This is a genomic window from Massilia sp. GCM10023247, from assembly GCF_042653325.1.
Lineage (GTDB): Bacteria > Pseudomonadota > Gammaproteobacteria > Burkholderiales > Burkholderiaceae_D > Telluria.
The window spans coordinates 73,836-86,751 of sequence record NZ_JBHSIB010000026.1 but is presented as its reverse complement, the minus strand read 5'-3'; the positions used below and the strand labels follow the sequence as shown (position 1 = coordinate 86,751).

The 12,916-nt window shown below is 69.0% G+C and carries 15 protein-coding genes; 2 read left to right on the top strand and 13 right to left on the bottom strand.

Annotated elements, in window-relative coordinates; all coding sequences use genetic code 11:
* Positions 1 to 171: 171 nt before the first annotated feature.
* Positions 172 to 438, bottom strand: coding sequence for a 30S ribosomal protein S20 (gene rpsT, locus ACFPAH_RS21290; RefSeq protein WP_379749354.1), 267 nt, complete (start codon positions 436 to 438; stop codon positions 172 to 174).
* 208 nt (positions 439 to 646) lie between these two features.
* Here rpsT and murJ point away from each other — a divergent pair, with 208 nt between their 5' ends.
* Positions 647 to 2,203, top strand: a complete 1,557-nt coding sequence (gene murJ, locus ACFPAH_RS21285; protein ID WP_379749352.1) for a murein biosynthesis integral membrane protein MurJ — start codon at positions 647 to 649, stop codon at positions 2,201 to 2,203.
* On the opposite strand, the gene ACFPAH_RS21280 is transcribed toward murJ, so the two are convergent.
* The 12 genes from ACFPAH_RS21280 to ACFPAH_RS21225 form a co-directional block, all read right to left on the bottom strand.
* Positions 2,204 to 2,971 carry a type II secretion system protein gene (locus ACFPAH_RS21280; RefSeq protein WP_379749350.1) on the bottom strand — a complete coding sequence of 256 codons (768 nt, stop codon included), beginning with the start codon at positions 2,969 to 2,971 and terminating at the stop codon, positions 2,204 to 2,206.
* Positions 2,965 to 3,354, bottom strand: coding sequence for a type II secretion system protein (locus ACFPAH_RS21275; protein ID WP_379749348.1), 390 nt, complete (start codon positions 3,352 to 3,354; stop codon positions 2,965 to 2,967). The genes ACFPAH_RS21280 and ACFPAH_RS21275 overlap by 7 nt, the downstream gene beginning before the upstream one ends.
* 1 nt (position 3,355) lies before the next feature.
* Positions 3,356 to 3,871, bottom strand: coding sequence for a type II secretion system protein (locus ACFPAH_RS21270; protein WP_379749346.1), 516 nt, complete (start codon positions 3,869 to 3,871; stop codon positions 3,356 to 3,358).
* Complete coding sequence (locus ACFPAH_RS21265; protein ID WP_379749344.1) at positions 3,868 to 5,850, bottom strand: secretin N-terminal domain-containing protein; 1,983 nt, start codon at positions 5,848 to 5,850, stop codon at positions 3,868 to 3,870. The genes ACFPAH_RS21270 and ACFPAH_RS21265 overlap by 4 nt, the downstream gene beginning before the upstream one ends.
* 23 nt (positions 5,851 to 5,873) lie before the next feature.
* Positions 5,874 to 6,413 (bottom strand): hypothetical protein, encoded by a 540-nt coding sequence (locus ACFPAH_RS21260; RefSeq protein ID WP_379749342.1) that lies wholly within the window; start codon positions 6,411 to 6,413, stop codon positions 5,874 to 5,876.
* Complete coding sequence (locus tag ACFPAH_RS21255; protein ID WP_379749340.1) at positions 6,410 to 6,982, bottom strand: hypothetical protein; 573 nt, start codon at positions 6,980 to 6,982, stop codon at positions 6,410 to 6,412. The genes ACFPAH_RS21260 and ACFPAH_RS21255 overlap by 4 nt, the downstream gene beginning before the upstream one ends.
* Positions 6,979 to 7,530: a PilN domain-containing protein gene (locus tag ACFPAH_RS21250; RefSeq protein ID WP_379749338.1), complete on the bottom strand. Its 552-nt coding sequence runs from the start codon at positions 7,528 to 7,530 to the stop codon at positions 6,979 to 6,981. The genes ACFPAH_RS21255 and ACFPAH_RS21250 overlap by 4 nt, the downstream gene beginning before the upstream one ends.
* On the bottom strand, positions 7,527 to 8,342 hold the full coding sequence (locus ACFPAH_RS21245) for a hypothetical protein (protein WP_379749336.1): 816 nt from the start codon (positions 8,340 to 8,342) through the stop codon (positions 7,527 to 7,529). The genes ACFPAH_RS21250 and ACFPAH_RS21245 overlap by 4 nt, the downstream gene beginning before the upstream one ends.
* Positions 8,335 to 10,029: a GspE/PulE family protein gene (locus ACFPAH_RS21240; RefSeq protein WP_379749334.1), complete on the bottom strand. Its 1,695-nt coding sequence runs from the start codon at positions 10,027 to 10,029 to the stop codon at positions 8,335 to 8,337. The genes ACFPAH_RS21245 and ACFPAH_RS21240 overlap by 8 nt, the downstream gene beginning before the upstream one ends.
* A complete protein-coding gene (locus tag ACFPAH_RS21235) occupies positions 10,026 to 11,213 on the bottom strand; it encodes a type II secretion system F family protein (protein WP_379749332.1) in 1,188 nt (395 codons plus the stop codon). Before ACFPAH_RS21235 ends, ACFPAH_RS21240 begins: the two co-directional genes overlap by 4 nt.
* A 29-nt stretch (positions 11,214 to 11,242) precedes the next feature.
* Positions 11,243 to 11,686 (bottom strand): type II secretion system major pseudopilin GspG, encoded by a 444-nt coding sequence (gene gspG / locus ACFPAH_RS21230; RefSeq protein ID WP_379749330.1) that lies wholly within the window; start codon positions 11,684 to 11,686, stop codon positions 11,243 to 11,245.
* A 162-nt stretch (positions 11,687 to 11,848) separates the two neighbouring features.
* Positions 11,849 to 12,271: a hypothetical protein gene (locus tag ACFPAH_RS21225; protein ID WP_379749328.1), complete on the bottom strand. Its 423-nt coding sequence runs from the start codon at positions 12,269 to 12,271 to the stop codon at positions 11,849 to 11,851.
* 383 nt (positions 12,272 to 12,654) lie between these two features.
* On the opposite strand from ACFPAH_RS21225, the gene ACFPAH_RS21220 reads away from it, so the two are divergent.
* Positions 12,655 to 12,891 carry a hypothetical protein gene (locus ACFPAH_RS21220; RefSeq protein ID WP_379749326.1) on the top strand — a complete coding sequence of 79 codons (237 nt, stop codon included), beginning with the start codon at positions 12,655 to 12,657 and terminating at the stop codon, positions 12,889 to 12,891.
* The last annotated feature ends 25 nt before the right edge of the window (positions 12,892 to 12,916 follow it).

The window sequence follows — 12,916 nt, the reverse complement described above, 5'->3', positions numbered from 1 at the left end:
CCAGAGGCGAAGCGACCGGGCAAGCCCACGTGCGTGGACAGGTGTCCACCCTACGGTCCGATTCCGGAGCAAAAAGGGTCCGGAAACAGAAAAACCCGCCAGGACCGAGGTCGGGCGGGTTTCTTCCACTGTACTGCCAGCGCGGCGGATCGCCGCGCGCCAACCGGTCTATTAGGCCGACAGGGCTTTCAGGGCAGCAGCCAGGCGGCTCTTGTGGCGAGCAGCCTTGTTCTTGTGGATGATTTTCTTGTCAGCGATGCTGTCGATGGTCGAGACCGACTGCTGGAAGATGCTGGTTGCAGCAGCTTTGTCGCCAGCCTGGATGGCCTTGCGGACGGCCTTGATTGCGGTACGCAGGGTCGAACGCTGAGCGCTGTTGTGTGCGTTTTGCTTAACTGCTTGACGAGCGCGTTTGCGCGCTTGTGCGGTATTTGCCATGGAATTTCCTAAATCGGGGTCAAGTTGCGTTTGCAAACATTAGCGAGTCAAACTGGCCCATTCCAGTGCCTGCCAAACATTGTGTCTGCTAACAGAATTCAGTACAGCCCACGATTATAGCGAAGGAATCCTCTACCGGCAATTCATTCTTGGTATTTGTCTCGGGAGAAAGTCCGCGCGGGGTATTGCACAGCTATAATCTCGCCCCATGAATCTGCTCAAGACCCTCGCTGCCATCTCCAGCATGACCATGGTGTCCCGCGTCACTGGACTGTTGCGCGAAAGCCTGTTTGCCGCCACCTTCGGCGCCTCGAACTTCACCGATGCCTTCAACATCGCCTTCCGCCTGCCGAACCTGCTGCGGCGCCTGTTTGCCGAAGGCGCGTTCTCGCAAGCCTTCGTGCCCATCCTGACCGAGTACAAGACGAAATACGGCGACGACGCGACCAAGAGCCTGGTCGACCACGTGGCGACCGTGCTGATCTGGGCGACGGTGCTGGTCAGTGTCGCCGGCATCCTGGCCGCGCCGGTGCTGATCTACTGGATCGGCGGCGGCCTGCAGCGCGAGCCGGAGGCTTTTGATGCGGCCGTCGTCATGACCCGCATGATGTTCCCCTACATCGCCTGCATGGCCTTCGTCGCGCTGTCGAGCGGCATCCTCAACACCTGGCGCCAGTTCAAGATTCCGGCGATCACCCCGGTGCTGCTGAACCTGTCGTTCATCTTCGCCGCCGTCGTGCTGGCCGACTACTTCGAGCAGCCGATCTATGCGATGGCGGTCGGCGTGTGCATCGGCGGCGTGCTGCAGGTGGCGCTCCAGCTGCCGTCGCTGCTCAAGCTCGGCATGGTGCCGCGCCTGGCGCTCAATCCGCTGGTCGGCCTGCGCGACGCGGGCGTGCACCGCATGCTCCGCAAGATGGGGCCGGCCGTGTTCGCCGTTGCGGCGGCCCAGATCAGCCTGCTGATCAACACCACCATCGCGGCCAGCCTGGCGGCGGGCGCCGTCACGGCGCTGCAGTATGCGGACCGCCTGATGGAACTGCCGACCGCCCTGCTCGGCGTAGCCCTGGGCACGATCCTGCTGCCGGGCCTGGCAAAAGCGAACACCGAGGGCGATACCAGCGAATATTCGTCGCTGCTGGACTGGGGCCTGCGCCTGACCTTCCTGCTGGCGATCCCGGCTGCGGTCGGCCTGGCGGCCCTGGCCGAGCCGATGATCGCCACCCTGTTCCACTACGGCGCCTTCGACAGCGCCGACGTCAGGGCCTCGACCCTGCCGCTGATGGCCTACAGCGCGGGCCTGCTCGGCTTCATCCTGGTCAAGACGCTGGCGCCGGCCTTTTTCGCGCGCCAGGAAGTGCGCACGCCGGTCAACATCGCCGTGGGCGTGCTGGTCGTCACGCAGCTGCTGAACATCGTCTTCGTGTGGGGCCTGGGCATGGGCGTGGCCGGCCTGGCCTTGTCGATCGGCGTCGGCGCCTGTATCAACGCCGCCCTCCTGTATGCCGGCCTGCGCCGCCGTAACATCTACGTGCCGCAGCCGGGATGGGGATCGTTCTACTTCAAGCTGGTCGTCGCCGTGGCGGTGATGGGCGTGGTCGCCTGGTTCGGCCAGGCCCAGTTCGACTGGATCGCCCTGCGCGCCCAGCCCCTGATGCGCGCCGGCGCCCTGCTGGCCATCATCGTCGCCAGCGCCCTCAGCTATTTCGGCATGCTCATGGCCATGGGCTTCCGGCCGCGCGACTTCAAGCGCCGCGCCAAGTAGTCAACGGCCCGGGACCGTGCCCGCCATGCCTCCGGCGGGCGGCGGGGCCGGCTCGGCCGGTTCGGGCTCGGGCCCGGCCGGCGGCGGCGCTTCCGGCTCCGGCTCCGGATCCGGCTCGGGCTGCGGCTGCGGCTGCGTTGGCGGCGCGGCCGGTTCGGCGGGCGGCGCGGGGTCGGCCGGCGCGTCCGGCGGCGCCGGCGTCTCGATCGTGCCCGGCGGCGGTTGTACTGGAGCGGGAGCGGGAGCGGGCGGCGGCTGTCCCGGTGTCCGGACGCCCGGCGCGGACGAGGTGCCCTGCCCCTGGGCCGTGAACTTCCATTCCGACAGGTGTTCCTTGTTCTCGAAATTCTGGAAGCGGGCGTCGAAGTTCGCCACTTTCAAGGGCTGCGCCTGCGACAGGCTGTACACGGCCAGCACGCCCACCTTGTCGCCCTGGTAGAGCACGCCCCACTCGTCCCTGCCCGTCACCGGATCGACGAAAATCTTGCGCAGGTGGCGCCGCGTTCCCGGAAAGCGCGGGTCTTTCAACAGGTCCTGCAAGGTCGGCGGCGCCGTCGGAAAGCCGCGCGGCGTCGCTGCCGCATAGCTGCGCAAGGCCTCGCTGAAGGCCGCGCCGATCTCCAGCAGCTCCTGCTCCGCCGCGGCGCGGCGCAGCAGGCTGTCGACCTTGACCGTGGCGGCGCCCACCAGGCCGAGGATCGCGACGAACACGACCAGCCCGACATAGGTGAAGCCGGCATCACGCCTTGCGCCGCGCCGGCTTACCATTCGGCGTAGGGACGGCCCGCGCGGTCGTTGCCGGGCGCGCCGCTGCGGATGTCGTAGACCGCGCCCGGCGTGCCCTCCTCCTGCGGCGGCACGATGACCCAGCCGCTGTCGCTCTCGAGGATCGGGTCGACCGGCAGGCGCGGCAGGTATTTTTTCTCGACCAGCTGCTCGAGCGAATCCGGATAGCGTCCGGTGTCGGCATAAAACTGGTCGATCACCGCGCGCGTGTTGCGCAGGTTCTCCAGCAGGATGGTCTCCTTCGTCTTGTCCACGCTCGGGAAGAAGCGCGGCACGGCCAGCGTCAGCAGCAGCGCGACGATGCCCAGCACTACCAGCAGTTCGATGAGCGTGAATCCACGCCCGGACCTGGAAAGCCGCGTCACCTCACCACCTCCTGTAGGGAATGCCGTTCAGCCCGACCCGCGGCGAGGTCGAATACACGTCGTACACGTCGTCGCCCTCCTTCGGGTCGCTGGCCTCGCTGGCGTAGCTGCGCTTGCCCCAGGTCTGGGCCTCGCTCGACTCGGCGTCGGGATGGAAAGGATCGCGCGGCAGGCGCCGCATGAAGAAGATTTTTGCTTTCGTCGGGCTGCGCATGTCGGGCACGCCCTCGACCAGCAGCTCCAGCTTCGGCGGGTAGCCGCTGGCCCCGGCCGCCTTCTGGATGCGGCCTTCGTCGCTGGCCCGCTTGTAGGCATCGAGCCCGGCGCGGATCTCGCGCAGCGACTGGCGCAGTTCCTGTTCGCTCCTGCGCTGGACCACGGTTTGCGTGACCGGGATCACCAGGCTCGCCAGCAGCGCCAGGATGGCCAGGGTGACGAGCAGTTCGATCAGCGTGAATCCCCGCTTGCGGCCGCGCGGGCATGCAGGCGGTGCGGCGGGCGCTGCAACCGGGTTCATCGGGCGGGCGGGATCGGCGTCGTGGCGGGCGCCGGCACCGGCATCACCTGCGCGCCGGCCGGCGGCACCGCGGCGGCCGGCGGCGTCGTGCCGATCGGCTGCGACAAGGGCATGCCGGTCACCGCCGGCACCGCGGCGGGCAGCGGCGGCTGGCCGATCGGCGGCGCGACCGGCGCGCCGTTCGCAGGCTGGGCAGCCGGGCGCGCACCCGCCTGGACTGCCGGCTGCACGGTCGGCTGGCGCACCGCCGTATCCGGACGGCGGCGGAAGCTGGCCTCGGTGCCGGCGCCGAATTCGGAGGCCCCGGCCGGCGGGCGGACGATGGTGCGCACCAGGTGCGGCGTGATCGACAGCACGATTTCGGTCTTGTCGTTGGTGTCGCGCGTGCTGCCGAACAGGCGCCCGAGGATGGGCAGGCTGCCCACGCCCGGCACCTTGCTGCCGCTGGTGCGGTCTTCGCTGCTGATCAGGCCTGCCAGCACCTGGTTCTCGCCGTCCTTCAACTGCAGCAGGGTCTGCGCCGAACGGGTGCCGATGCGGTAGGCGACCGAGCCGGAATTGGTCTGGATCGAGTCGATCAGGTTGCTGACCTCGAGCGAGATGCGGATGCCGACTTCGTTGTTCAGGTAGATGGTCGGCTCGACGTTCAGCGTGAGACCGACGTCGACATAGTTGATCGACTCCGAAGCGAAGCCGCCGGCCCCCGGCGACACCGTGGTCGTGATATTCGGCACCCGGTCGCCGATCACGACCTTCGCCTTTTCCTTGTTGCGCACGCGGATGCGCGGGTTGGCCAGGGTGTTCGAATCGGCGTCGAGCTTGTTGGCGTTGATGGTGGCGCGCACGCCGGTCACGCCGATCAGGCCGCTGTTCAGGCCGCGCAGCTCGTCGATCGTGATCGCGCCGCCGTCGCCGCCGATCAGCGGCGCGAAACCCAGGCTCTGCGGCCAGCTCACGCCCAGGTCCATGATGCGGCTGCGCTTGATCTCGAGCACCTCGACGTCGAGCATGACTTCCGGTTCCGGCACGTCCTGGAGCGCGACCAGCTGGGTCGCGAGCTTGATCGCTTCCGGGCTGTCGCGCAGGATCACCAGGTTGAGCTTTTCGTCGACCACCACGTCGCGCGACTTCAGGATGGTCTTGAAGGTGTTGGCGATGCTCTTGGCATCGGCGTTGGCGAGATAGAAGGTCTTGACCGTCATCTCCTGGTATTCCTTGAGCTTGGCCGCGCTGTTCGGGTAGATCAGGATCGTGTTGCCGTCCATGACCTGGCGCTCGAGCTGGTTGGTCACCAAGAGGAAATGCACCGCCGCCTCGACCGTGCTGTTTTTCAGGAAGATCGAGGTGCGCGTGTCCGAGCGCACGTCCTTGTCGAAGACGAAGTTCAGGCCCGAATGGCGGGCGATGATCTCGAACACCTGGCGCAGCGGCGCCTCGCGGAACTCGAGGCTGATCGGCTTGCGGAAAGCCGCGGCCAGGGTCGCCTCGGCGGCCGGCACGGCAGCCTTGTCGTCCAGCTCGGCCAGCAGCAGGCGCGCTTCCTCGTGCCCCGGGCGCTCGGTGAGGATGGCGCCGAGTTTCTGGCGCGCCGCGCCAAGGTCCTTCTTCTCGATGTCGGCGCGCGCCGCATCCAACAGCGCGGCGTGGCGCCGCGCCGTCTCGATCTGGCGCATGCCGGCACGGCCACGCTCGTGCGCCGGGTCGACTTCGAGCACCTGGGCGTAGGCGGCACGGGCGGCGTCGACGCGGCCGGCCGCCAGTTCGCGCTCGGCCTGCTCGACCAGGCGCGTGGCCGTGGCGTCGCGCGCGCGCAGCAGCGCTGCCCGGTATAGCGGGTTGCCGGGGTCGGCCGCGACGGCCTCGCGGTACTTGACCAGGCCGGCGCTCACCTGTTCCTGCGCGACCAGCGCATTGCCCTCCTGGTAGGCGCGCTGCGCCGCGCAGCCGGACAGCAACGCAAGGGCCAGGGCGCTTGCCATGACACGATTCCGGAAACGGACCATTACTCGAATACTCCAATGTTTAGCTGTTGGACCTGGTTCAGCGGCAGGTAAGTCAGGGTCATGATGGGCGGCGCGATGCGGTCGACGCGCCAGGCGCCTTCGAGCGTGGCGCCCTCGCTGGCCATGTGGGTGCGCTCGCCGACGGCCAGGTAGACCTCCCACTTGCCCTCTTCCAGCGACTTGCCGATGAAGGTGAAGGGCAGCGGCGGCGCGCTCGGCGGCGGCGGCGGCGCCGGTTTCGGCGGCGGCGGTGGCGGCGGGGTCCAGTCCTGGCGGCCGAACAGGGTGTCGCCGCCGGCCCCGAAGCGGTCCTCGCCATCGCCGATCAGGGTTTCGCGCGCGACCAGCACGCCGATCACCGGTTCGCGCGCGGTGGCAGCGGAGGCGGCGGAGGCCGATGGGCGCGCCGCCGGCGCCGGCGCCACGCCAGGACGCTCGACCGCCTCGGCCACCTCGAGTTCCGGCGAACGGTCGCCGAAGACGACCAGGCCGGCCGACAGCGCCAGCGCCGCCGCCAGCGCGATATGACGCGGCTTCATCGCGGCGCTCCCGGTGCGTCCTGCAAATAGAAAGTCAGGCGCAGGCGCGCTTCGAGCGCCGTCTCGCCGATCGTATCGCGCTTGAAGCCGACCTCGTCGAGCGAGGCAAAGGGCAGCGCGCGCAAGGCCAGGAAGGCGAACTGCCAGACCTGGGCATAGCTGCCCTTCACCGGCAGGTTGACCTGGTAGGTGTGCAGCCCGGCGTTGCGGTCGACCCCGCGCTTGTACTCGCCCTGGCGCAGCACCAGGCCGGTCTTTGCCGCCAGCTGGAACAGGGTCTTCACGCCTGGCTCGACGTCGCGCTGGGTGCCGAGCGCCGCGTGGAAACGTGCCAGGCGCTCGGCGGCGCTGCTGGGAGGAACCGGCGTCGTGGCGACGGGCGGCGGCGTGGCTGCCGCGCGGCGCAGCTGCGCGCGCTCCGCTTCCAGCTGCTCGCGCACCGGCAGCAGCCAGAGCAGCGTGCCAAAGCCGGCGGCCAACAGCAGCAAGGCCGCCTGCGTCAGGGGGCTGACGCGGCGTGCCGTCAGGCGCAGCTGCAGCCAGGCGCTGGCCGGATTCATGTTCCTCATGGCGTCCCCCATCCGGCGTCGACCTGGAAGCGCAGCGGCCGGTTCGGGTCCTGCTCGACCACTTCGTGGCGCACCAGGGTGACCGCCCCGAACCATTCCTCGCGCCCCAGGGCTTCCACATAGGCGAGCATGTCGTCGCTGCTCTTCGCTTCGGCGCTAATGCGCAGCACGCGCTTGCGCGAATCCGGTTCCAGCGCCAGCAGCGCGACGCTGGCCGGCGTGGCGCCGCGCACCGCGTCGTGCAGGGCGCGCCAGGGCAAATTGAGCTGCATGATGGCGGCATTGGCGGCCGCGGCCTGGGCCTCGCTCACGCCTGGCCCGCGCCGCGCCGCCACCTGCGCGGCCTGCAGCGCAGGGGCGGCTGCGCGCGCCTGCAGCGCCGCGCGCTGGGCCTCGACCTCCTCGGCCGCCTCGCGGTAGTCGAGCAGGGCCGACAGCGCCACCGCGCACACGACCAGGCCGGCAAGCAGCGGTGCCCAGGCGTGCGGCGCACGGTACAGGCTGCGGCGCAGGCCCGGCGCGGCGAAATCGAGGCGCACGCGCTTCATGCCGGGCTCCCGGTGCAGGCCAGCCGTACGGCAGCGGAGCGGCCCGCTTCTTCTTCTCTTTCTTCTTCGAGTAGCGTGCAGGCGAATTTCAGGCGTCCCTCATGGCTGTTCCAGGCGCGCGGCGCGGTGCCGCACAGCTGCACGCGCTCCGGACGCCCTACCCCGACCCGCAAGGCTTCGCGCGCCACATGGCTTTCCAGCCAGTCGCGGTCGGCGCCCGTCGGCACCACGGCGCTGCGCAAGGCCGCCAGCAGGGGCCCGTCGTAGGCCGCCAGGGTCAGCACCTGGCCATGCATGAGGCCGAACCAGGCGCCGGGCCGGTGCAGCTTGCGCCAGCCGTTCATCGCGGCGACGAACTGCGGCACGATTTCGACCAGGTGGCAGCCGGCTTCGCGCGCGCAGCCCTCGAGCACCTCCAGCAGCGCGTTCGGCAAGGCCGCGGCCAGGAAAGGCCGGGTGACCTGCCAGTCGGCCGCCACCTTCCAGCCGGCCGGCGGCGCGCCGAACAGGGCCGTGTAGCGCATCGCGGCGGCCGCCTCCAGGTCGGACGGGTGCGCGGCCCCGGGCGGCGGCGCCACCTGCCACATGCGCGCCAGCTCGTCGGCCAGCACCGCCACGACCGGCCAGCCGGCGACGTCGACGCTCGATAACAGCGCGCGCAGGCCGCGCGCCAGTTCGGCCGGCTCGGCCGCGTCGCCGATCCGGGTTTCGGCCAGCACCCTGCTGCGCCGCTTGAGGCGGCTCGCCTGCACCAGCGCCAGGCTGTCGTGGCCGACGCCGAGGCGCAATACCTGTCCGGGCCACCTACGCATGCTGGGTCACCCGCTTGATTTCGTCGAGCGTGGTCGCGCCGCGCCGCACCAGGTCGAGCGCAGCCAGGCGCAGGCTGCGGGTGCCGTTGGCGTGGGCGGCGGCCTTGATGCGGCGGATCGGCTGCTTGTCGACGATCAGCTCGCGGATCTCGTCGTTGAGGATCAGGATCTCGGCGATCGAGCGCCGGCCGCGATAGCCGGTGCCGCGGCAGTCGCCGCAGCCCTTGCCGCGCATGAACAGGTAGCCTTCGGCTTCGCCGGGCTCGAGCCGCGCCGACGCCAACTCGGCCTGGCTCGGCTGGTACTGCGCCGCGCAGTGCGGGCAGTTCATGCGCACCAGGCGCTGGGCCCAGATCCCGTTCAATGCCGACACGAAGGCATAGGGGTCGATGCCCATATGCGTGAAGCGGCCGAAGACGTCGAACACGTTGTTCGCGTGGACGGTCGTGAGCACCAGGTGGCCGGTGAGCGCCGACTGCACCGCGATCTCGGCGGTCTCGCGGTCGCGGATCTCGCCGACCATGATCTTGTCCGGGTCGTGGCGCAGGATCGAGCGCAGGCCCTTGGCAAAGGTCAGCCCCTTCTTCTCGTTGACGGGAATCTGCAGGATGCCCGGCAGCTGGTATTCGACCGGGTCTTCGATGGTGATGATCTTCTCGCGCCCGTTGTGGATTTCGGTCAGCGCCGCGTACAAGGTCGTGGTCTTGCCGGAACCGGTGGGCCCGGTCACCAACAGCATGCCGTAGGCTTCCTGCGCCAGCATGCGCAAGGTGGCGAGCGAAGGCGCATCGAAACCCAGGGCTTCCAGCGTCAGCGCCCCATAGGCCTCGACCATGGCGCGCTTGTCGAGGATACGGATCACCGCGTCCTCGCCATGGATGCTCGGCATGATCGACACCCGCAGGTCGATGTCGCGCCCGCCCGACTCGACCCGGAAGCTGCCGTCCTGGGGAATGCGGCGCTCGGCGATGTCGAGTTCGGCCAGCACCTTCAGGCGCGAGATGATGTGCTCGGCCAGCTCGATGCCGCCGACGGACGTGGCGTGATCGAGCACGCCGTCGACCCGGTACTTCACTGCCAGGCCGGTCGCCGTGCTCTCGAGGTGGATGTCCGACGCCCCGGCTTTCAGGGCGTCGTACAGGGTCGAGTTGACCAGCTTCACGGCCGGGCTGCCCGCTTCCGACACCGAGGCGAAGGACAGCACGGCGGCGGTCTTGCCGTCGCGCCCGCCGTTATGCCTGCCCTCGCTGCCGCTCGGCGCCAGGGTGTCGACCGCGCGCGCCGACGCTTCCTGGCGCGACAGGTAGGCCTGGATGTCGGCCGCCAGGGCCAGGCGCAGGTGCAGCGGCGCGCGCGGCGTGGCGCGCGCCTGGGCCGACAGCCAGGTTTGCAGATCGAGGTCGAAGGGGTCGGCGATCACGCCGGTGAGCACGCCGCCCGGCGCGCGCAGCAGCACGCAATGGCGCGCCATGCTGTGCGCCAGCGGCAGCAGGTCGAAGGCCGGCTCCTGGCTCAGCATCTCGGCCGTTTCCATCACCGACAGGCCGAAGGGTTCGGCCAGCGCGGCCACCACCTGGCGCGGCTCGAGGCCGCTCAGGGCCTCGAGTTCCGCCACCAGGCCCCGTTGCGACTGGCGGCTTTGCTGGCGCGCGCGCGCCAGCAGCGCGCCATCGATCGGCGTCGTCAAGACATATCTCCGGCAAGGTCGAAAATCGGCATGTAGAGCAGCACCACGATGGCGCCCACCACCAGGCCGATGGCGGCCATCAGCAGCGGCTCGAAGGTGCGCGTGAAGCGGTCGATCCAGCGGCTGATTTCGCCGTCGTAGAAGGCGGCCGACTGGGTCAGCATCGGGCCCATGTCGCCGCTGCGCTCGCCCACGCGCAGCATGCGCAGCGAAATCGGCGTCGTCAAGCCGTGCGCCTCGAAGGCGTTCGACAGCGGCTGGCCCGACTCGATGGCGGCGCGCGCGCCGGCCAGCGACTGGCGCAGCGTGGCCGACACCATCGGCTGCACGGTGTCGATGGCATTGACGATGGTGATCCCGCCTTCGGTCAGCATGCCGAGCGTCAGGTAGAGGCGCGAGAGTTCAAAGATGCGGGCCCGTTCGCCGATGCCGGGCAGCCGCCCGAGCAGGCGCACGATGCCGCCGCTCTTGAGCAGGTGGCGCACCCCCGCCACCGCCAGCGCGACCAGCGCGGCCAGGCACAGCAGGATGGCCATGCCGTGACCGGACGCGAACTGGCCCCATTCGAGCAGGAGCTGGCTCATCCACGGCAGCTTGCGCCCCGCGCCCTCGTAGACCTCGGCGAAGCGCGGCACCACATAGCCGATCAGGAAAGTGCTGACGCCGCCGCCGACGCACAGCAGGATCACCGGGTAGATCGAGGCGCTGACGATTTTCGTGCGCACCGTGTCGATGCGCTGCTGGTAGTCGATGTAGCGCGTCAGCGCGCGCGGCAGGTCGCTGGTGCCTTCGGCAGCGCGCACGATGCCGACATACAGCGGCGGGAACATGGCCGGCTGGCTTGCCAGCACGCTGGAAAAACGCTGGCCTTCGCGCAGGCCCGCCAGCAGGCGCTCGAGCACGGCGCGCGCTGCCGGATGGGCTTCCTTCTCCAGCAGGGCTTCGAGGCTTTCGACGATGCCCAGGCCCGCGTTGAGCAGGGCCAGCAATTCCTGGCTGAACAGGACCAGGGAGAACTTCGGGCTCGATGCCCGCGCCAGGCGCGCGCCGCCCACCTGTTCGACGGCGCTGACGAACAGGCCGCGCGCCTCGGCCTGGGCCCTGGCGTCGGCTTCGTCGAGGGCGTCGATGAGGACGCTCGCGATCGACAGATCGGGCGCGAGGGTGCGAACTGCGAACTGCATGGAAACCTGCCCGGAATGTGTGGGTGGAGCTACTGCGAAGAGATGTCGGCGTTGTCGCCGGTTCCGCCGGGCTGGCCATCCTTGCCGAGGGAAACGATTTCGTATTCTCCCTTCGATCCTGGCGAGCGGTATTGATACGGCTGGCCCCATGGGTCAGGCGGCACGCCCTTCTTCAGGTAAGGTCCATTCCATTTGGTGCCGGCGCTGGCCGGCGCCGTCATCAGCGCGGCCAGGCCCTCTTCCGCGGTCGGGTAGCGGCCGACGTCGAGGCGATAGGTGTCGAGCGATTTTTCGAAGGCTTCCATTTGCGCCTTGGCGATCGTCACCTCCGACTTGCCGAGCTGGGAAAAATACTTGGGGCCGACATAGGCGGCGAGCAGGCCGATGATGACGATGACGACCAGCAGTTCGAGCAGGGTGAAACCGCTCGCGCGTACGCGCGATGCCGTGGTCTTGTGGGTTACAACATGCATCCAGATACTCCTGAGTCGGCCGGTCGATCAAACCCGGCCAGCGTAACACGGCGATATATTCGGGGCAACTAGTGCAGCGCTCGCTGCCCCGCGCCGCGTTGCCCATATGCGCAACGCCACGCGGGCTGTTTGCGAGCCGGCGCGGCGGGCGGGCAAGCGGCGCTACTGGGTTGCCAGCGCGTCCGTCAGCTGGCAGGTACCGGCACGGCAGGCGACGGCAGGCGGCGCGATCGCGATGCAGGTCGAGATGCGGCCGGTGGCCATGTTGTCCGCCTGCTGCTCGATCTTGTGGCGCTCGGCCAGGGCCTGCAAGCGGGCGCCATCGGTGTTCGCGCTCGACCAGGCGAGGTAGCTGGCGGGACCGCCGCACGCCCGGGCGCCGACCGGCAGCACCTGGCACTGCTGGTCGCCGCTGCATGCGGCGGGGCCGATCAGCGAGCGGATCTGGCCAAGGGTGTCTGCCCCCGCGGCAGGGGCCGGCACCGCGGCCCGGGGCGGCTGCGCCCCGCCGGCGGCCGGGGGATCGCCGGCGCGCGTAGTGCAGGCAGCGCAGGCGAGCATGAAGAGAATGACAAGTTTTCGCATGGGCTCATCATACCCGCGCGCCGGCACAGGTCAAGCGTGCGCGCACGGGTTCGAGCGCCGCGCCAACGGACCGCTGGTGTTGTTGCGAGAGAAAGACGACGGCAGCGGTTCGCAGCCGGGTGTGGCAGGCCCGCGACGCCCTCATGTATTTCGATAAGTAGTTCTATAAGTACTGATAAGTTGCACCGCCAACCTTTCCCTCAACCATTAATCATCATCGAGCATCGTCGCCGAAAAGGTGTTCAATATCTTCCATCCTGCAATAAAATATTACAAAGAAATTGATTTTGGGAAAATTTTGCGCCTACAATAGGATCATCACTGAACAGCTCGCTTCTCCAGCCATGATTCCCACTCCTTTCCGCACCCTGTTGAGCCTTCCCTTGATCGCCCTTGCCCTGAGCGCCTGCGGGGGCGGGACGGCATCCGTCGACGACGCTGCCCTGGTCCAGACGGCCGGCGTCATCCGCGTGGTCGATCTCTCGGTCGATCCTGCAGCCAGCGGCAAGAACCCGCTGCCCGACTGCGCGGCCGAGGACTGCAAGGGCCTGCGCATCATCGACGGCAATGCCGAGGCCTTCCGTATCGACGCGCTGCGCCGCGCCGCCCAGGGCGGCTGAACCGCTCCCCTCTCGCCGGGTGCGT